The 20,350-nt window shown below is 46.2% G+C and carries 20 protein-coding genes; 9 read left to right on the top strand and 11 right to left on the bottom strand.

The window, feature by feature from the left end:
* Nucleotides 1-16: 16 nt before the first annotated feature.
* The gene (locus QZ323_RS01865) at nucleotides 17-259 is read right to left on the bottom strand and encodes a dihydrofolate reductase family protein (RefSeq protein ID WP_290099574.1); all 243 of its coding nucleotides are present in this window, start codon (nucleotides 257-259) and stop codon (nucleotides 17-19) included.
* 4 nt (nucleotides 260-263) lie between these two features.
* On the bottom strand, nucleotides 264-434 hold the full coding sequence (locus tag QZ323_RS01860; protein ID WP_294632353.1) for a dihydrofolate reductase family protein: 171 nt from the start codon (nucleotides 432-434) through the stop codon (nucleotides 264-266).
* A gap of 127 nt (nucleotides 435-561) precedes the next feature.
* On the opposite strand from QZ323_RS01860, the gene QZ323_RS01855 reads away from it, so the two are divergent.
* Nucleotides 562-873: a hypothetical protein gene (locus QZ323_RS01855; RefSeq protein ID WP_294632351.1), complete on the top strand. Its 312-nt coding sequence runs from the start codon at nucleotides 562-564 to the stop codon at nucleotides 871-873.
* 219 nt (nucleotides 874-1,092) lie between these two features.
* Nucleotides 1,093-1,530 carry a PepSY-like domain-containing protein gene (locus QZ323_RS01850; protein ID WP_294632350.1) on the top strand — a complete coding sequence of 146 codons (438 nt, stop codon included), beginning with the start codon at nucleotides 1,093-1,095 and terminating at the stop codon, nucleotides 1,528-1,530.
* A gap of 156 nt (nucleotides 1,531-1,686) precedes the next feature.
* Here QZ323_RS01850 and QZ323_RS01845 read toward each other — a convergent pair whose 3' ends face one another.
* On the bottom strand, nucleotides 1,687-2,391 hold the full coding sequence (locus tag QZ323_RS01845) for a TIGR02757 family protein (protein ID WP_294632348.1): 705 nt from the start codon (nucleotides 2,389-2,391) through the stop codon (nucleotides 1,687-1,689).
* 19 nt (nucleotides 2,392-2,410) lie between these two features.
* Entirely contained in the window at nucleotides 2,411-3,448 is a 1,038-nt protein-coding gene (locus QZ323_RS01840) for an N-acetylmuramoyl-L-alanine amidase (RefSeq protein ID WP_294632345.1), read from the bottom strand.
* Between the two features lie 121 nt (nucleotides 3,449-3,569).
* Between QZ323_RS01840 and QZ323_RS01835 the strand changes: the two genes are divergently transcribed.
* From QZ323_RS01835 to QZ323_RS01820, 4 genes are all read left to right on the top strand, one after another.
* Nucleotides 3,570-4,850 carry an O-acetylhomoserine aminocarboxypropyltransferase/cysteine synthase gene (locus QZ323_RS01835; RefSeq protein WP_294632344.1) on the top strand — a complete coding sequence of 427 codons (1,281 nt, stop codon included), beginning with the start codon at nucleotides 3,570-3,572 and terminating at the stop codon, nucleotides 4,848-4,850.
* Nucleotides 4,851-5,061: 211 nt separating this feature from the next.
* Nucleotides 5,062-5,967 carry an OmpA family protein gene (locus QZ323_RS01830; protein WP_294632343.1) on the top strand — a complete coding sequence of 302 codons (906 nt, stop codon included), beginning with the start codon at nucleotides 5,062-5,064 and terminating at the stop codon, nucleotides 5,965-5,967.
* Between the two features lie 492 nt (nucleotides 5,968-6,459).
* Entirely contained in the window at nucleotides 6,460-8,748 is a 2,289-nt protein-coding gene (locus tag QZ323_RS01825; protein WP_294632342.1) for an NADP-dependent malic enzyme, read from the top strand.
* A 402-nt stretch (nucleotides 8,749-9,150) separates the two neighbouring features.
* Nucleotides 9,151-10,488 (top strand): NADP-specific glutamate dehydrogenase, encoded by a 1,338-nt coding sequence (locus tag QZ323_RS01820; protein ID WP_294632341.1) that lies wholly within the window; start codon nucleotides 9,151-9,153, stop codon nucleotides 10,486-10,488.
* Between the two features lie 164 nt (nucleotides 10,489-10,652).
* On the opposite strand, the gene rseP is transcribed toward QZ323_RS01820, so the two are convergent.
* The 7 genes from rseP to tsaB all read right to left on the bottom strand — a co-directional run bounded on the left by rseP (nucleotide 10,653) and on the right by tsaB (nucleotide 17,611).
* Nucleotides 10,653-11,987, bottom strand: coding sequence for an RIP metalloprotease RseP (gene rseP, locus QZ323_RS01815; RefSeq protein ID WP_294632340.1), 1,335 nt, complete (start codon nucleotides 11,985-11,987; stop codon nucleotides 10,653-10,655).
* A 109-nt stretch (nucleotides 11,988-12,096) separates the two neighbouring features.
* A complete protein-coding gene (locus tag QZ323_RS01810) occupies nucleotides 12,097-13,245 on the bottom strand; it encodes a 1-deoxy-D-xylulose-5-phosphate reductoisomerase (RefSeq protein ID WP_294632338.1) in 1,149 nt (382 codons plus the stop codon).
* A gap of 121 nt (nucleotides 13,246-13,366) precedes the next feature.
* On the bottom strand, nucleotides 13,367-14,227 hold the full coding sequence (locus QZ323_RS01805; RefSeq protein WP_294632336.1) for a M23 family metallopeptidase: 861 nt from the start codon (nucleotides 14,225-14,227) through the stop codon (nucleotides 13,367-13,369).
* A 74-nt stretch (nucleotides 14,228-14,301) separates the two neighbouring features.
* Entirely contained in the window at nucleotides 14,302-14,838 is a 537-nt protein-coding gene (gene rimM, locus QZ323_RS01800; protein ID WP_294632335.1) for a ribosome maturation factor RimM, read from the bottom strand.
* Between the two features lie 23 nt (nucleotides 14,839-14,861).
* Entirely contained in the window at nucleotides 14,862-16,166 is a 1,305-nt protein-coding gene (gene murA, locus QZ323_RS01795; RefSeq protein WP_294632333.1) for a UDP-N-acetylglucosamine 1-carboxyvinyltransferase, read from the bottom strand.
* 44 nt (nucleotides 16,167-16,210) lie between these two features.
* Complete coding sequence (locus QZ323_RS01790; RefSeq protein WP_289111452.1) at nucleotides 16,211-16,831, bottom strand: DUF4290 domain-containing protein; 621 nt, start codon at nucleotides 16,829-16,831, stop codon at nucleotides 16,211-16,213.
* 87 nt (nucleotides 16,832-16,918) lie between these two features.
* On the bottom strand, nucleotides 16,919-17,611 hold the full coding sequence (gene tsaB / locus QZ323_RS01785) for a tRNA (adenosine(37)-N6)-threonylcarbamoyltransferase complex dimerization subunit type 1 TsaB (protein ID WP_294632329.1): 693 nt from the start codon (nucleotides 17,609-17,611) through the stop codon (nucleotides 16,919-16,921).
* A 613-nt stretch (nucleotides 17,612-18,224) separates the two neighbouring features.
* On the opposite strand from tsaB, the gene QZ323_RS01780 reads away from it, so the two are divergent.
* From QZ323_RS01780 to nadD, 3 genes are all read left to right on the top strand, one after another.
* Complete coding sequence (locus QZ323_RS01780) at nucleotides 18,225-19,103, top strand: YicC/YloC family endoribonuclease (RefSeq protein ID WP_294632327.1); 879 nt, start codon at nucleotides 18,225-18,227, stop codon at nucleotides 19,101-19,103.
* 76 nt (nucleotides 19,104-19,179) lie between these two features.
* The gene (gene gmk / locus QZ323_RS01775; protein ID WP_294632324.1) at nucleotides 19,180-19,749 is read left to right on the top strand and encodes a guanylate kinase; all 570 of its coding nucleotides are present in this window, start codon (nucleotides 19,180-19,182) and stop codon (nucleotides 19,747-19,749) included.
* Entirely contained in the window at nucleotides 19,749-20,342 is a 594-nt protein-coding gene (gene nadD, locus QZ323_RS01770; RefSeq protein WP_294632323.1) for a nicotinate (nicotinamide) nucleotide adenylyltransferase, read from the top strand. Before gmk ends, nadD begins: the two co-directional genes overlap by 1 nt.
* Nucleotides 20,343-20,350: the final 8 nt, after the last annotated feature.

The raw sequence follows: 20,350 nt of genomic DNA, 5'->3' as shown, positions 1-20,350 counted from the left end.
ATTATGCTAATTATCGTTAACCGTATTCAATTTTCTTATTATAGTTCATATTCTTCTCAATAAGTTGCCTGACAACCTCTGCTCCTCCGCAAATCCAAATGTTGCCCCCTGCCTCCTGCTTCAACTCTTCTACAAGTTGGCAAGCATCCATATTTTTAAAACGGACATTCTCTATAGCATCTACTTCACTATGGTGAGTTAAGACATAAGTAGTTGCTCCGGTATAAGGCCACTGGTCAGGCGAAAGTTTGGTAACAATTTGGTTAAATGTTTTTTCTTCCCATGATAACCGTATCTATATTACTAAAGAAAGGAGTGAAAGTATCTTCCAACTCTATAGTATCATCATGTCCTTTAATCCACTCTACCAATCCCTGACTGTCAGCAATATATCCATCCAGACTAACGGCAATATATAATACTACTTTTTTCATGTAAATCTTGTATTTAACGTGAATTTGATATAAATAAAACGTATTTGCCCTGCCCCAAAAGTGACGAAGAACCCAATTACCACTATTTTCACGGAAAACAAAAATACTACAAATCCTTGGAATAACCTTGAGAAATGGAAGAAATGCCACTAAACAACTTAATATCAGTATTGTTACGGTATCAAATGATGACAAGCCGAAAAACGGAAAATACAAAGAAAAGCGGATTGAAGAAGACTTCCTACGCGACCGATTAGGGGTCAATGACGGAACAATCAGAAGGCTACATGAATTCAAAGAAGTCGGAATAAAAGGGAAATCCGATTCTTCCAAGTCTAACCGAAATTTTGATACCCAATACTCTCCGACTGTTCTTTGTATCGAAAAAACATCTGATAAAAACTTGCAACCCAACAAGAAAGACGGTTCTTTGGATTAAAAACTCCATCTGATAATCAATGACAAGAGGAAAGCCCTCAATTTCATATTTACACCAGAGAATGTGAATGACTGTCCTCCTAAAAGGGGGAAATTAACAGAAACTTAGAACTTTTTTCCAGAATTTCTTGTTATATTTGCAACGTATGTACAGGCAATATTATTTGCCCGTATATCAATCATAAAGAATAAATTAATCATTAGAAAACAAAAAACAAAGATGAAAAAGTTAGTATTCCTATTAGTATGCATGCTTACCATGCACTCGGTGATGATGGCTGATAACGATAAGCCTATCCAAGTAAGTCAACTACCGATGAAGGCACAAACGTTTATCAATACATATTTCAAGAGTCATAAAGTGGCATTGGCCAAAGAAGAAGGTGGAATGTTCTACAAAAGTTACGATGTGGTCTTTACCAATGGCGAAGGAGTTGAATTTGATAAAAACGGAGAATGGAAAGAAGTAAAATGTCGCCAAAGTGAAGTCCCCGCCCAAATTGTTCCGGAAGCAATCCGCAACTATGTAAAGACAAACTATCCGGATGCAAAGATCCTACAAATTGAATCAGACAAAAAGGAATATGAGGTTAAACTCTCCAATCGTTTGGAAATCAAATTCGATGCTAAAATGCGGGTGATTGATATCGACGACTAAACTTATAATAACCAGTTTCTTTTTCTACCACAGATTACACTGATTCTCCCTGATTACCCCATCCTCAACGTTTTATGGGAGTTTTTTCAGCTATAATAATCAGAGTAATCTGTGGTAAGTGTTAATTGGCAATATCAAAAGCTTTCGGGAAAGAAACTATTTATGATTCACCCCATATCCGAACAAAGCGAAATCTCCCAAGCATGGGTCATCGGGGAAAACCTCAGCCAATGCAGCGGTTATCCGTTGCGCATTCTTCAAAGAGAAAGTCTCGGATTCAGTCAGTTCCAATAAATATGCCACACGGCAGACATGCGTATCCAAAGGAATAACCAGTTCACGGCTGTCGAAGCTTTTCCAAATTCCGAAATCAACCTCCGAACCTTGCCGCACCATCCAACGCAAAAACATATTCAGCTTCTTCTGCGGACTTTTGGATGAAACGTCCAAAAAACTGCAAAGTTTTTCTATCGGTCTTCCCGGATATACTTGTAGGGCATCTTCTAAACTATCATATTCTGAATAAGCTGTATGCAAACGCCTGAAATAAGAATGGAAATCGGCATACGAAAGCATACGATAGAAACTACTCCGCTCTCCTGCCGGAAAGTCCTTTTCCCACCGACGGGAAAGAACATATTGATAAGGAGATGCTCCCATGTACGTATGCAAATCATCCGCCTTCTTCAGAATCTGACTTCGGTTGCCAAAACTCATGATGGCAGTCAGCAGCCCGCTGATCTCTATATCTTGCTTCGATGTATAACGATGGGGGAATTGCACCGGATCATTCTGTATAAAGTCGGCACAATGGTAAGTCACAGCCCACTCTCGCAGTTTCTGTTCTATGTCTTCAGTCATCTCTGTAGATAAAATCAGGTCATTTATTCTTTTTATAATCAGCTATAAAGCCTTCCATCATCCACTTTGCCAAAGCCTGGCGATTGGAACTAATGACAAAACGACGCTGGTCGAAGGTATTCTGAATGTTTCCCAACTCAACGAAAACGCCTGGAGGAACGGAATTGACCAATACATACAGGTTGCGCGGACTTACTGTCCCCGAAAAGCCCCGATTGGGCTGATGGATGTCGTACTTCGTCTCGAAGGTATTCTTCATTGTGGTGGCCAGACGTTTGCCGTTGGCACTGCTGGGAGCATGATAGAAAAACACGTCCGTTTGTTGACGCTTGCTGCGACTATCAACATGCAGAAAAATGGCACGGCAATATGTATAGTTCTTGCGGTCTTTCCGGTAGAGTTCGTTGATTTTGATGCATCGCTGGCGAAGGCGTTCCACCTGATTCAGGGGAATCTCATCGCCCATACAAGTTTCACGCTTACTGTTGTTCAGATAGCGCGCGTCGCGAATGCCGTCCTTGGCATCGCGGATGATAATGTACACCTTTGCTCCTTCTTCCATCAGGTTGCGGGCAAGACGCAAAGCTACATCATAAGCATATTCATCTTCATGAAGTTCCACTCCCCCAACCTTGCCTATGGCACCCGGATCCGGTCCGCCATGCCCGCTGACAACGTAGAAACAGGCTCCTTTCAGACGGTTGCCCCTCACTCGTACCTGCTCCAGCCCTTTCCCGAAGAGCGGTTCACGGATGGTTTGACCCACAGCAGTGGCAGAAGGGGAAGAAGAATTACCGGAAGTCTTTTCGGTCGTGGATTTCAGTGGCGGAAGCAGATACTTTACCCCCAAACGCAATTCATTCTTTCCATGCAACTGCTTTTTGTTCAGTTCCAGAAACTCCAGATAATAGGCTTTGCCCGGCCGCTTGTTGCGCTGCAAGAAAGCGGAAATGCCCTCGCCTGCCTTCGGTACGGCTTTCTCCTCCTGTGCCGATGCCTGGAAAGAAGTGAGAAACAGAAAGAAAGATATAAACGACAAAAATAGAATACGAACCATAGATTTCAAAGATATCCCACTTAATTACTCTAACTATTGCGGACAAAAATACAATTATTTTCCCTACTTTTGCATCCATAAATGCGTTAATTGATAAGAAACTATAAAAACAGATAGCATTATGGCCAAACAATTCAAACCAGAGACACTCTGCGTACAAGCCGGATGGACTCCTAAAAAAGGAGAACCCCGTGTGCTCCCTATCTACCAAAGTACCACGTTCAAATATGACACGAGTGAGCAGATGGCGCGCCTCTTCGACCTCGAAGACCAAGGTTACTTCTACACCCGCCTGCAAAATCCGACCAATGACGCCGTTGCTGCCAAAATAGCCGCTCTCGAAGGCGGTGTGGCAGCCATGTTGACGTCCAGCGGACAATCTGCCAATTTCTATGCCATTTTCAACATCTGCCAGGCAGGCGACCATTTCGTTTGTTCGTCCACCATCTACGGAGGAACGTTCAACCTCTTCGGCGTAACCATGAAGAAACTGGGTATTGATGTTACCTTTGTCAATCCCGACGCACCGGAAGAGGAGATCTCCGCCGCCTTCCGCCCGAACACCAAGGCGCTGTTCGGTGAAACAATCTCCAATCCGACACTGGAGGTGCTTGACATCGAGAAATTCGCCCGCATAGCCCATAGCCATGGCGTGCCCCTAATCGTAGACAATACTTTCCCGACACCGATCAACTGCCGCCCGTTCGAATGGGGAGCCGATATCGTGGTGCATTCCACAACCAAATATATGGATGGCCATGCTACCAGCGTAGGCGGAGCCATTGTAGACAGCGGTAACTTCGACTGGGACGCCCATGCCGAGAAGTTCCCTGGTCTGTGTACTCCCGATGAATCATATCACGGACTGACCTACACGAAAGCCTTCGGCAAACTGGCTTACATCACCAAAGCCACCGCACAGTTGATGCGCGATTTGGGCAGCATCCAGTCTCCGCAGAATGCCTTTTTACTGAATCTCGGCCTCGAAACACTCCATCTGCGCATGCCGCAACATTGCAAAAATGCGCAGGCCGTTGCCGAATATCTCGCCCAAAACGAGAAAGTGGCATGGGTCAATTACTGCGGACTGCCTGGCGACAAGTATTACGAACTGGCACAGAAGTACATGCCGAACGGCTCTTGCGGCGTTGTCACTTTCGGCCTGAAAGGAGGTCGCGAGGTGGCTATCAAGTTCATGGACTCGCTGAAACTGGCAGCCATTGTCACCCATGTAGCCGATGCCCGTACATGCGTACTACATCCAGCCAGCCATACTCACCGCCAGCTCTCGGACGAACAATTGCTGGCAGCCGGTGTACGTCCGGACCTGATCCGTTTCTCAGTCGGCATAGAAAATGCGGAAGACATCATCGCTGATATCGAACAGGCACTGAACGTATAAATTGCGTATGCATAAACTGTATGCCGCCTCACCAACACAGGCGGCATACAACAAAGAAAAAATCGCTTAAGGCAACGGAATAAACGTAAAAAACGAAAAAACATTATCTGCTAAGGAATAATTGCACAGGATTTTGTATCTTTGCAGAAGTTCAACTAATTGAGATACATTGACGTTATCTATTTATGAAACATTTAATAAGGAAATATTTATGAGACGTACCCATTTAGCAGCTGCTTTCTTACTGGTCGGAACTCTGTTCCTGACGGGATGCGTAAGCAAAAAAGAATTAGTGAGTCTTCAAACAGATTACGATAAACTGAAAAACGAAAAAGCAGCTCTTGATAAGTCATATCAGGATGCACAGATTGAACTTGCCGAATATCGCACGCAGTCCAAGAGCCTGGAGGAACGTCTCAGCGAAGCCCGCAAAGACAATCAAGAATTGCGCAACAGTTATGCCACCCTGCAAGGTTCTTTGGACAAGAGCCTTCAGCAAAATTCACAAGGCAACATCAACATTTCCAAATTAGTAGATGAGATTAACGCCTCCAACCGTTACATCAAGCAACTGGTAGAGACCAAAAGCAAATCGGATTCGCTGAATGTGGTGCTTACCAACAACCTGACCCGTTCGTTGAGCCGTGAAGAGCTGAAAGAGGTAGACGTGAAAGTATTAAAAGGTGTAGTCTACATCTCACTGGCAGACAATATGCTCTATAAGAGCGGCAGCTACGAAATCAGCGAACGTGCCGGCGAGACTCTAAGCAAAATTGCCAAAATCATCACCGATTATAAAGACTACGAAGTGCTGGTGGAAGGCAACACGGACAATGTACCCATCTCCCGCCCCAACATCCGCAACAATTGGGACTTGAGCGCTTTGCGTGCCTCCTCTGTGGTACAAGCTTTGCAGAACCAATACAATGTTGATCCCAAGCGCCTTTCTGCTGCCGGACGCGGAGAATATAATCCGATCACGGACAACGATACCGATCTGGGCAAGCAGCGTAACCGCCGCACTCAAATCATCATCACTCCCAAACTCGACCAGTTCTTGGAGCTGATAGACAAGGCACCGGAATCGGAAGGAAATACGGAAACCGAAGCGAAATAAACATTCACAAAAAAAAGCCGCCTCTATTGAAGAACGGCCGCTACCAAGAGATGGGGTTGTGTTAAGTTTACGACACAGCCCCATCTTTTTTATATCATATCCCAGCAAGTGGGCTGTTACATCCCCTCCCCTATTCCGAGCCCGATAACCGATCAGGCAATGGAAATCCGACAATAAAAGCCATTTTCAGTGCTTCACGAAACGGAAAAATTCACCTCGTGAGCTGAAAAAATTCGTCCCGTGAGATCATTTTTTTCGTCCCATGGGATGGATTTTTTCGTCTCGTGGGATGAAAATATCCGTCTCACGAGACGATTTTCATAGCCTGTACGTTCGGATTTATCCCCTACCGGATAAACAATTCGACCAAGCAGAGCCAAGATTATTTTCAAATTATAGTATTTTATCTTGCAAGTACTTACATTTTATCACATTTATTCCTACCTTTGCGCCCCAATTATAACTTTAACTAATCAATCATTATCAACTATCATGGCTAAGATAACCAAAGAAGCAGCCTTGTTGTATCACTCACAAGGCAAACCAGGCAAGATAGAAGTAGTGCCGACCAAACCCTATAGTACTCAAACGGACCTCTCGTTAGCCTACTCCCCCGGTGTAGCAGAGCCCTGTCTTGAGATAGAAAAGAACCCGCAGGATGCATACAAATATACGGCGAAAGGCAATTTGGTAGCCGTTATCTCCAACGGTACCGCAGTACTTGGCTTGGGCGATATAGGCGCATTAAGCGGAAAGCCCGTCATGGAAGGTAAAGGGTTGCTCTTCAAAATCTATGCCGGCATCGACGTGTTCGACATCGAAATCGATGAAAAAGATCCGGAAAAGTTCATCCAGGCAGTCAAAGCCATTGCCCCTACCTTTGGAGGAATCAATCTGGAAGACATCAAAGCGCCCGAATGTTTCGAGATAGAACGCCGCCTGAAAGAAGAACTGGATATTCCCGTCATGCACGACGACCAGCACGGAACTGCCATCATCTCCAGCGCCGGACTTGTGAACGCACTGCAAGTGGCAGGCAAGAAGATTGAAGATGTAAAAATCGTAGTGAACGGTGCAGGCGCTTCAGCCGTATCCTGTACAAAGTTGTACGTATCACTGGGCGCCCGCCTGGAAAACATTGTCATGGTGGACAGTAAAGGCGTCATCAGCAAGACCCGTACCGACCTCAACGAACAAAAGCGTTATTTTGCCACTGACCGTACCGATATCCGCACCCTCGAAGATGCCATCAAAGGCGCAGATGTCTTCCTGGGATTGTCCAAAGGAAACGTATTGTCGCAAGACATGGTACGTAGCATGGCTTCATCGCCCATCGTCTTCGCACTTGCCAACCCGACACCGGAAATCTCCTACGAAGATGCCATGGCAGCCCGCCCCGACGTATTAATGGCAACCGGACGCTCCGACTATCCGAACCAAATAAATAATGTGATCGGCTTCCCTTACATCTTCCGTGGCGCACTTGATACGCAAGCCAAATCCATCAATGAAGAGATGAAGATAGCCGCCGTACACGCCATCGCCAATTTGGCCAAACAACCCGTGCCCGATGTCGTGAACGAGGCTTACCACGTAAACAACTTCAGTTTCGGACCGGAATATTTCATCCCGAAACCCGTCGACCCACGCCTGATCACCGAAGTATCCTGTGCCGTAGCCAAAGCCGCAATGGACAGCGGTGTAGCCCGCAAGCACATCGAAGATTGGGATGCATACCGCGTCCAGCTCCGCGAACTGATGGGTTATGAAAGCAAACTCACCCGTCAGCTTTATGACACGGCACGTCGCAATCCGCAACGTGTAGTCTTTGCCGAAGGCATCCATCCCAACATGCTGAAAGCTGCCGTAGAAGCCAAGGCGGAAGGCATTTGCCATCCCATCGTCCTGGGCAATGATGAGACCATCGAGAAACTTGCCAAAGAACTCGACCTCAGTCTGGAAGGCATTGAAATCGTAAACCTGCGCCACCCCAACGAAGCCTCGCGCCGCGAACGTTATGCCCGCATACTCTCTGAAAAACGGGCACGCCAGGGAGTCACATACGAAGAAGCGAACGACAAAATGTTCGAGCGCAACTACTTCGGTATGATGATGGTGGAAACGGGTGATGCTGATGCATTCATCACCGGACTATACACGAAGTACAGCAACACCATCAAGGTAGCCAAAGAAGTGATCGGCATACAACCACAATACAAACATTTCGGTACAATGCACATCCTCAATTCAAAGAAAGGCACCTACTTCCTTGCCGACACGCTGATCAACCGTCATCCCAATGCAGAAACATTAATCGACATAGCCAAATTGTCGGAACACACCGTACGTTTCTTCAACCACACTCCGGTAATAGCCATGCTGAGTTATTCCAATTTCGGCGCAGACACCGAAGGAAGTCCGGTAAACGTACACGAAGCCGTAGAGTACATGCAACAACAGTATCCTGATCTCGCCATCGATGGTGAAATGCAAGTAAACTTTGCCATGAACCGCGAAATGCGCGACGCCAAATATCCTTTCACCCGACTGAAAGGCAAAGATGTCAATACGCTCGTGTTCCCGAACCTGAGTTCAGCCAATGCTGCATACAAATTGTTGCAAGCCACGAACACGGATATGGAACTGATCGGCCCGATACAGATGGGATTGAACAAGCCTATCCACTTCACCGATTTCGAAAGCTCCGTGCGCGACATTGTCAATATCACCGCAGTAGCCGTCATCGACGCTATTGTCGACAAAAAGAAAACAGGTAAATGAGACGCCCATTATCAAAATCACAAAGTGTTTGTATCACGCTGCTTTGGGCGGCACTTTGTTATATCGTTCTGACTAATGCCGAACGAATTGACGGTCCTGTCATCACGACCCTTGCCATTTCGGCAGCATTAGTCTTTATTCCGGTAATAAAATCTCTCAAAAAGAGGTAAACGATATCTTTTTATTCACATTTAGCGGCATAAAATAGCATTTTTACTATTTTATGCCGCATTTTCTTTATAAACTGTTTGCATATATCATTTTTATATGTACTTTTGCAACCGAAAAAGGGAGAAAGGAGAAGATATAAAGAATGTCACCCGCAGACAAGCAAGTTTCCAATAAACTCATTGCCTCCAATCTTCGCCAACAAAGAAAATAACCAATAAAGAAAAATAGATTATGAATGCAGCTAAGGTATTAGAAGATTTAAAGAGAAGGTTCCCCAACGAACCAGAGTATCATCAGGCAGTAGAAGAAGTACTTTCTACAATTGAAGAAGAATACAACAAACATCCGGAATTCGATAAAGTCAACCTGATCGAGCGCCTTTGTATTCCCGATCGTGTATACCAGTTCCGCGTAACATGGATGGACGATAAAGGAAATATCCAAACTAACATGGGCTATCGTGTTCAGCACAACAATGCCATCGGTCCGTACAAAGGTGGTATTCGTTTCCACTCTTCTGTAAATTTGTCTATCCTGAAATTCCTTGCTTTCGAGCAGACTTTCAAGAACTCATTAACTACTCTGCCGATGGGTGGTGGTAAAGGTGGTTCCGATTTCTCTCCGCGCGGTAAATCCAATGCCGAAGTAATGCGTTTCGTACAGTCATTCATGCTGGAATTATGGCGCCACATTGGTCCTGAGACGGACGTACCCGCAGGTGATATAGGTGTAGGTGGCCGTGAAGTCGGATTCATGTTCGGTATGTACAAGAAACTGACTCGTGAATTTACAGGAACATTTACCGGTAAAGGCCGTGAATTCGGTGGTTCACTAATCCGTCCCGAAGCTACCGGTTACGGTAACATCTACTTCTTGATGGAAATGCTGAAGACTAAAGGTATGGATCTGAAAGGCAAGACTTGCCTTATCTCCGGTTCCGGTAACGTGGCCCAGTACACTGCTGAGAAAGTGATTGAAATGGGTGGTAAAGTCTTGACAATGTCCGACTCTGACGGTTATGTTTATGATCCTGAAGGTATCGACCGCGAGAAGTTGGACTACATCATGGAACTGAAGAACCTCTACCGTGGACGTATCCGCGAATATGCAGAACAGTATCCGAGCGTCAAGTATGTAGAAGGTGCTAAACCTTGGGGCGAGAAAGCTGATATCGCTCTGCCTTCCGCAACCCAAAACGAACTGAACGGCGATCATGCCCGTCAACTGGTAGCAAACGGTGTGATAGCCGTATCCGAAGGTGCCAACATGCCTTCTACTCCGGAAGCTATCAAAGTGTTCCAAGAAGCTAAGATTCTGTATGCTCCGGGTAAAGCAGCCAATGCAGGTGGTGTATCAGTATCCGGTCTGGAAATGACACAAAACTCTATCAAATTGGGTTGGAGTGCTGAAGAAGTAGACGAGAAACTGAAGAGCATCATGAGGAACATTCACGAAGCCTGCATACAGTATGGTACAGAAGAAGACGGCTATGTAAACTACGTGAAAGGTGCCAATATTGCCGGATTCATGAAGGTAGCCAAAGCTATGATGGCACAAGGCATTGTATAAAGAAGCTATAGCTTATAGATAAAAGAAGGTGTGTCAAAACGCCTTTTTTTCAAGAAAATCACCCCTGCCACAGCTATTTGTGACAGGGGTGATTCTTTCAATTCAGGCATTATGACACACCTTCTTTTTATTTTCTAATTCTACGCCTTTTCTCTGTCCGTACATCAGAACAGGAAACGCAAGAGATCATTAAAATTTGCCCAAAGCAACAGACCGAACAAGAGAATCATACCGGTCATTTGTGCATATTCCATAAACTTATCACTCGGTTTGCGGCGAGTCACAATTTCATAGATAAGGAACAACACATGACCACCGTCCAATGCAGGAATGGGCAGGATATTCATAAAAGCAAGAATAATGGAGAGGAATGCCGTCATATACCAGAACTGGTGCCAATCCCACGTAGCAGGGAAAATGCTACCAATGGTTCCAAAACCACCCAACTGCTTAGCGCCTTCTTTCGAGAAAAGATACTTCATCTGCCCGACATAACCTTTCAACGTCTTCACTCCCAATGCCACACCGGCAGGAATGGATGCCAAGAAGCTATACTCCTTTTTCACTACAGGAAGCAGCTGGCTGGTCAACGTGCGCACCGCCACACCAATTTCATATAGTGAATCTGTCGTAAGAGTAACCGTATCTGTTACTCCTGCACGCACATAAGTCAGCGTGACATCATGCGAAGCTGTTTTTTCTTTCTGGCGACGCAACATCTCCTTTTTGAAATCGGAAAAAGAGATATTCACTCCATCCAACTGAGTGATACTGTCGCCTGGTTGCAGTCCGGCAAGGGCGGCAGGACGATTGGCACAAATACTATCGATCACATACGGATAGCGGAATGAGGCAAAACGTACGCTATCAGCCAGCAAACGGTTCATCATATCTTCCGGAATATAGACTGATGCCTCTTTACCGTCACGCAATACTGTTACTTGCCGAGCGTCTACAACGGCCGATAACAAATCACCGTTATAGCGTTCAAAAGGTACTCCGTCGGCAGACAACAAGATATCACCGTCACGGAAGCCGATGTTCTTGGCTGTTTCGTTGAAGCTCATACCCAGCGGGACTTTCTGCACAGGAATGTATTCGTCTCCCCACGCATAAAGTATCATGGAGTATATGAACAATGCCAGCAGGAAGTTGAACACTACACCACCCACCATAATAAGCAACCGTTGCCATGCCGGCTTAGCACGGAATTCCCACGGCTGCACCGGCTGTTGCATTTGCTCTGTATCCATCGACTCGTCGATCATGCCTGATATCTTCACATAACCACCTAACGGCAACCAGCCGATGCCATATTCCGTCTCACTATTTTTAGGTTTGAACTTGAACAGGGTGAACCAAGGATCGAAGAACAAACAAAATTTTTCCACCCGGGTCTTGAAGAGGCGGGCGAAGAGGAAATGCCCTCCTTCATGAATGATCACAAGCAACGAAAGGCTCATGACAAGCTGTAGGGCACGAATCAAAAATGTTTCCATCTACTAATTTTTCTACTTTTACTGTTATATGATCATTACTTTTTTTACTCTCTTTTCTTCTATAGACAAACATCCCGATAAGAAAAAGGACGATGAGAATACCGCGGAATCAGATCAACTCCTGCGCTATCCGGCGCGTCATTGCATCGGTAGCCACGTAATCTTCATACTCCGGCTTCTCTATAAAGGATACAAGCGACATCGCTTTTTCTATCACATCACTCATCCCGAGAAATGAAATCTCATCCCGCAAGAAGGCGGCTACTACCACTTCATTAGCAGCATTGACAATGCACGGCATATTTCCACCCTTATGCAGAGCCTCGTACGCTAATGCCAGATTGCGGAAACGGCTCGTATCCGGCTGTTCGAATGTCAGGTTTGTACACAGCTTGAAGTCCAGCCGCGGGAATGAAGCTTTCAAACGCTGGGGATAGGAGAAGGCATACTGAATAGGCAAACGCATATCCGGCATACCCAATTGTGCTTTCACCGCGCCATCCTCAAACTGCACCATCGAATGGATAATGGACTGCGGATGTACCACCACTTCAATCTGGTCTGGGCGCACACCAAACAACCATTTGGCTTCTATCACTTCAAAACCTTTATTCATCATCGAAGCGGAATCAATCGTGATTTTCGCTCCCATATTCCAGTTGGGATGTTTCAGAGCTTGAGCTTTAGTAACCGTGGCAAGCTGTTCCATCGTGCAGTTGCGAAACGGACCGCCGGATGCGGTAAGAATTACTTTCTCTATCGAATTATCGGGTTCTCCAGCCAAACACTGGAAAACGGCCGAGTGTTCGGAGTCAACCGGCAAGATAGGTGTTCCGGAAAGGCGGGCCAGTTCGTTGACCAGTTCACCGGCTACGACAAGAGTCTCTTTGTTGGCAAGGGCAATGGGCTTACGGGCACGGATAGCGTTCATCGTCGGTTTAAGTCCGGCATACCCTACCATAGCCGTCAATACAATGTCGATTGATGAGTCTTCCACAATCTGGCAAATCGCATCCGTTCCTGCATATACTTTGATGGGCAGGTCGGCAAGTGCTTCTTTCAGGCGGGAATACTTCGCTTCATTGGCTATCACCACCGCTTCGGGTTTAAACTTACGTGCTTGGGCAATCAGTTCTTCAACACGGTTATTGGCTGTCAACACGTATGCTTCATACTGGTCAGATTGTTCTTCAATGACCTGCAACGCTTGCGTTCCGATAGAACCGGTGGAACCGAGTATAGCAATTTGTTTCTTCATCTGTATACTTGCAATTTATGTCCTGTGCTTACGATATTTCAGAGTTTGGCTTAAGCAACAGAAACATTGATGATTTACGTATAGGGTTATTTTGAATATCATAGTTACTTCTCGTCAATTGTTAAAACACAATATATTTTTCCGGATTCACTGCACGCCTTTTGTGCCACAGTTCAAAGTGTAAGTGCGGACCGGTGGTCAACTGACCACTATTTCCTACCAAAGCTATGGCTTCTCCGGCTTGCACAATGTCGCCTTCCTGTTTCAGCAGAGAACCGCAATGCTTGTATACGGATATGAAATCCTGATTGTGCTGTACTTCTATCACATATCCGGTTTCGGCTGTATAAGTACTCAGTATGACTGTACCGTCCAGCGTAGCAAGCACGCTTTCACCGGGATTAGCGGCGATATCCGTACCGTAATGCTTTTTATCTGCATTATAGCGATCCGTAATCATCCCTCTCGTGGGGCGATAGAATATCATTCCTTCTATATTGGGACGAGAAGTGATGCTGGTCAGGTTGTATTTTTCCGTCTCTTCATATTGCTTCCGGAAATCTATCTCACGCTGTGTACGCTCCATCAATGAATCTTCGCGAACAGTGGTCAGTGAATCAATGGAATGCACCGTATCAATACGTACTGTTCCGCGAAAGATATCCTGTATATTCATGATATACATGTTCTGACGATCCACTAACTGTTGAAGTGAATCGACACGCAGAGCGTTCTCTACGACCTGGGCACGTACGTCACTGTTCATATACCCCGGCAGATAGTTGCGCAAAGGTGTGAAAGCAATGATGGCAGAAGCTATCAGAAACAACACGGTCAACACAGAAAGCAACACGGAGATGCCATTCAGTTTGGATACACGGATACCGATCATCTCTTCGAGTGTATTCTCGTTGATAATGGTCAGTTTATATTTGAACTTAATATTACTCCAAAAGGCTAAATGCCGTTTCTTCTTCACCATATCCGTTAGTTATCTGCCAGTTACTTATCTATCCGTTAGTTACTTATCTGTCTGTCACTTTTTAACTTTTCGTTTCACACTTCTTCTGCTTCATCCAGTGCCATCAGTCCTTGTGGCAGTTCCATTCTGATAGTTCTGCTCTCCTTGTTGATGTCAACAATGAACTCTTCTTGCGCAGGGATCAGCAATTCTTCTCCCTGATGGTCTACAACAAACAAAGTATTGATGGTTGTGGTATCCACTCCCGTCACTTCGCCTAAGTTTCCATGATTTACATCTTCCATGCGGAAACCGATGAAATAATCCCACGTAAGATCGCCAGTTTCGTTATCTTCGACATGACTGACGGGAAAATAAACTTCTACATTGGTGAACATCCTTGCACGTTCCGCCGTATCCACTCCTTCTAGTTTCACCAACGCGGTGGAATCGGAACGAAACCTATACTCCTCCAAATAGAAAGGTACGAAGATGCCATCCAACAGACAAATGAGGTATTCCGCTTCTATCCGATCGAAAATATCATCGGTGAATGTGAACGACAATTCCCCATGAATGCCATGAGGCCTATTGAACATTCCTATCTTATATACCTCTTCTCTTCTTATCATCTTACCTTATATATATGTATATATTATATTCTTGTTATTCTTGCTCCAATGGCATTCAGCCTTCTTTCAATATCCTGATAACCACGGTCTATCTGCTCTATATTATGAATCCGGCTGCTTCCTTCGGCACTCATGGCGGCAATAAGCAGTGCTATTCCGGCACGTATATCCGGTGAGGTCATCTTGCCTCCCCGCAGGCGCATTGCATGATTATGTCCGATAACAACTGCACGGTGAGGATCGCAAAGGATAATCTGCGCTCCCATATCGATCAGTTTGTCAACAAAAAACAATCGGCTTTCGAACATCTTCTGATGAATCAACACACTACCCTTAGCTTGCGTAGCGACAACCAGCATCACACTCAGCAAGTCGGGAGTCAGTCCGGGCCACGGAGCATCGGCAATCGTCATGATGGAACCGTCGATGAACGATTCTATCTGATACGTCTCCTGTGCAGGCACATAAATATCATCCCCTCTCTGTTCGAGTTTGATGCCAAGACGCCGGAAACTTTCGGGAATAATTCCTAAGTTCTCGTAAGATACATTCTTAATGGTCAGTTCACTTTGAGTCATTGCCGCCATACCAATGAAGCTACCCACTTCGATCATATCAGGAAGTATGGTATGCTCCGTACCGTGCAATTCATCCACACCCTCAATCGTCAGCAGATTGGAGGCAATGCCGTGTATCTTGGCACCCATACGGTTCAGCATCTTGCAGAGTTGTTGCAGATAGGGTTCGCAAGCAGCATTGTAAATGGTGGTAGTACCTTTGGCCAGTACGGCAGCCATGACGATATTGGCAGTACCCGTAACCGAGGCTTCATCCAGCAACATATAAGTACCCTTCAATCCGTCGGCGGAAATCTCATAGGCTTCACGTTCGGTATTGTAGGAGAAAGAGGCTCCCAAGTTCTGTATACCCACAAAATGCGTATCCAGACGACGACGTCCGATCTTGTCTCCTCCCGGCTTGGATATCATCGCCTTATGGAAACGCGCCACCATCGGACCGATAAGCATGACCGATCCACGCAGACTGGAGCATTTCTTCAGGAATTCGTCACTCTCCAGATAGTTCAGATCCGGCTTCTCCGCCTTGAAAGTGTATGTCCCGATATCCTTTTTGGATACTGATACTCCCATGTCACGCATCAATTGGATGAGATTGTTAACGTCTAAGATGTCCGGAATATTGTGTACGGTCACCTCTTCAGCCGTCAACAGCGTGGCACAGATGATCTGCAATGCTTCGTTTTTCGCTCCTTGTGGATGAATATCGCCCGATAGGCTATGTCCTCCTTCAATTACAAATGATGCCATAATAAATTATAAATCAAAGATTGAACTGCTAATTCCCACCTCAATCAGTATTTCCGTTTGTTGTTTCGGTTGTCTTTCCGGAAATTCTGATTATTCATCCTCGGACGATAATTCTGGTTGATGCGTTCTGCCATTAACCGGACAATATCATCCGTCATTTGCAACTTACCATCAGAGTACTCTTCAAGGTCTTCTGCAATCTTACGATCGTCTACGGTATCCTTGTTCCAAGTCATGAAGTCTTTCTTCATGTGATTGCAGATCAATGCAACCAGATTCTGCTTCTCCTCACCTTCGGGAAACTCGATCGCTTTCTTTATCAGTACTTCCAGCGTACGGCCATAGTGGCGATAGCGGATTTTCGTACTGGGATACGGAATTACTTCCGGCTTGGTATTCAGGTTATCTTTGCGGATGATTTCGTATGGATAGTCGATATCCAGTTGGAAGTCGGACATGATAGCCAAGTGATCCCACAACTTATGCTTGAAATCGGGTACGTCACGCAGATGGGGGAACATATTTCCCATTATATTGATAATGGTATTGGCGCAACGCTGGCGTTCGGCGCGATCTTCAATTGTCAAAGCGTGATTGACCATGTTCTGAATGCTTCGTCCGTATTCCGGCAAGGGCATCCTTTTCTGTTGAGTATTATATTGCATACTTGGTTAAATTGAGACTATACATTTTTAGTGTTTGAATCGAATAATCAGTTCACAAGCAGAAGCAGTGAAACGATAGTAATGCCATCAGAGCAACTTCTTGGGTTGGGAAGCTACAAACTCTTTAAGATAGAAAGGCTCGAAATAGGCCACATCCTTAAAGTCTTTTTCTGCAATTGCTTTCTCTGCGAGCGGGAACATCATTTTTGCCAATGGGTGTATGTTGTCGATGAAGTGCGCATTGGGATGCGTGATCTTCACTTTGCACTTTTCCGCTCCGTCTCCGAAGAAATATACAGGATGCCGGTCCAAATATTCCAGATAGGAATTCTCGTCCACAATGTCGGCGGCGATGTCGCGTATCGGAGTCAGGGCACGGTTGTAGACGGCTGCATATACTTCCATGCGGCGTGCGTCGATCATCGGGCAGAGTAATGCGTCGTCGGGAAGCTCGTCATGATAGAGCAGCACGGGCACGCATTGCACTTTCAGCGTCGGAATTCCGATCAGCGGGATGTTGCGGCCGTAGCAGACGCCCTTTGCCATGGATACGCCGATGCGAAGCCCGGTATAGGAACCTGGCCCGCAACTGACAGCCACGGCATCCAACGGCATCGCGTGGCTGTCGGCAAACGACAATGCTTCATCCACAAATACTCCTAATGAGACTGCATGCGAAGGACCTTTAAAATCTTCTTTCGTAAAAACATTCTGTCCATCTTCACTTACGGCTACGGAGCACACGGAGGTGGACGTTTCAATATGTAAAATGCACGACATAATTTACTTTATTATTATCCGCTTCTTTTTTCTTGCTTTAAGAGTGGCAAATTTACAGGTTTATTTTCAGATACACAAGCGAATCGGAAGGGGGTTCAACATTTTTCTTGCGGCATCGCGCGAAGCATTTTCCGATTCGCCTCCTGCGGCCGCTGCCGTGCGGGGGAGTGCGGAGGCGTGCGACAGGACGTCCGTCACCCGCGCGACGAAGGTGGCGGACACCCGACATGAGCCCTTCCACCGGCTTGCGGTCGAAAAACGGTTCACGGAATTCAGTTAAATAAACTTAATGGTTCGGACGTTTTTTTCGCCGGTTTTCCGTTGGTTTTTCACCACTCTGTCGCCAGTACTGGGTCGTTACCTCCTCGTTCTTTGGGAAACGGAGTTAAAACGGCGGCGTAGTTTTAACACTCTGGCCTGATAGTGTCAACGGACGTTAATCGAGTATACACCACCCCCGTTATACTGGCATTGTTGGACTCGCATGCCCATGCCAAACCTCATTTCCCTCCCTGCCAAGCCCATTCCGACAACGCCCGACATCACTTATTTCATGAATAATTTTCGCCAATGAAAATATTCATGTAATTTTGCGGAAAACTAAAAGAATCTTATGATACAATCTATGACGGGTTACGGCAAAGCAACCGTTGAATTACCCGATAAAAAGATCAATGTAGAAATAAAATCGCTCAATAGCAAAGCGTTGGATTTATCCACCCGCATCGCTTCCCTCTATCGGGAAAAGGAGATGGAGATCCGTAATGGAATTGCTAAAGCACTGGAACGCGGAAAAGTGGATTTCAGCCTGTGGATTGAAAAGAAAGATACCTGCGAACTGATGACACCCATCAACCAAGATGTAGTCGTGGCCTATTACGAACGCATCCGCGCCATCTCCGAAGCCACCGGCATCCCCGTTCCCGAAGACTGGTTCGCCACACTGCTCCGCCTACCGGACGTGATGACCAAAAACGAAACACAGGAGCTGACTGAGGAAGAATGGGAGGTGGTTCATGACACCATGCTTCAAGCCATCGGCGACCTGGTAGATTTCCGCAAACAGGAAGGTGCCGCTCTGGAAAAGAAATTCCGCGAGAAGATCGCCAACATTACCCAACTGTTATCCACTGTCACCCCTTACGAGAATGAACGCGTGGAAAAAATCAAATGCCGCATAACCGATGCTCTGGAGAAGACCCTCAGCGTGGACTATGACAAGAACCGCCTGGAACAGGAACTGATCTACTACATCGAGAAGCTGGATATCAACGAAGAGAAGCAACGCCTCAGCAATCACCTGAATTATTTCATCCACACGATGGAAGAAGGGAGTGGACAAGGCAAAAAGCTCGGATTCATCGCTCAGGAGATGGGGCGTGAGATCAACACACTTGGCAGCAAGTCCAATCATGCAGAGATGCAGAAGATCGTTGTGCAGATGAAGGACGAACTGGAACAAATCAAGGAGCAAGTACTGAACGTGATGTAAAAACCAAGCCGCAACCGGCACACCACAAAGGTATATGCAAATTTCTTTCAAACGTTTTTAATAACAAGTGCTAACTATGGGTAAACTTATTATATTTTCAGCCCCCTCAGGTTCGGGCAAGTCAACCATCATCAACTATCTGTTGACGCAGAACCTCAATCTGGCATTCTCCTGTTCGGCCACCAGCCGTCCGCCGCGCGGTACGGAACAGAACGGTGTGGAATATTTCTTCCTCTCGCCCGACGAATTCCGCCAACGCATCGCCAATGACGAATTTCTGGAATACGAAGAGGTATACAAAGACCGCTATTACGGAACATTGAAGTCTCAAGTGGAGACGCAATTGGCAGCCGGACAAAATGTAGTTTTCGATGTGGACGTTGTGGGCGGCTGCAATATAAAGAAGTATTATGGCAACCGCGCTTTGTCGGTATTCATCCAGCCCCCTTCGGTCGAAGAACTGCGCAAGCGGCTGATAGGACGCGGAACGGATACTGCCGAAGTGATCGAAGCCCGCGTGGCAAAAGCGGAATATGAACTGACGTTTGCCGACAAGTTCGATGTCGTAGTAGTCAATGACGATTTGGAGAAGGCTAAAGCTGATGCACTGAAAGTGGTCAGTGAATTTATAGAAAAGGAACAATAATGACAACCAGCGCACCCAAGCGAACCGGAATCTTCAGCGGTTCTTTCAACCCGGTACACATCGGACATCTGGCTCTCGCCAACTACCTGTGCGAATATGAGGGTCTGGACGAAGTATGGTTTCTTGTCAGCCCCCGCAATCCGCTGAAGGAGAAGGACGAGTTGATGGATGATGCATTCCGGTTGAAATTGGTGCAGCTTGCCATTTCCGGCTACCCCAAGTTCAAGGCATCGGATATAGAGTTCTCCTTGCCGCGCCCCTCCTACACCATCCATACGCTGGACAAGCTGAAAGCGTGCCATCCGGACCGGGAATTTTATCTGATTATCGGTTCGGACAACTGGCAGCTTTTTCCGCGTTGGTATCAGTCGGAGCGCATCATAGCCGAAAACCACCTGTTGGTCTACCCCCGCCCCGGCTATCCGATTTCCTCCGATTCGCTTCCTGCGAATGTGAGAATGGTTTCTTCTCCGGTTTTCGAGATCAGCTCCACTTTCATTCGGCAAGCATTGGAGGAAGGCAAAGATGTCCGCTACTTCCTTCACCCGGCTGTTTACGAAGCATTGTCCGCCGAGTTTCATACTAAAAAGTGACGAAGAAC

Source organism: uncultured Bacteroides sp. (genome assembly GCF_910585845.1).
GTDB lineage: Bacteria > Bacteroidota > Bacteroidia > Bacteroidales > Bacteroidaceae > Bacteroides.
The sequence above is the reverse complement of the archived record's forward strand: the minus strand, read 5'-3'. Positions and strand labels throughout refer to the sequence as shown.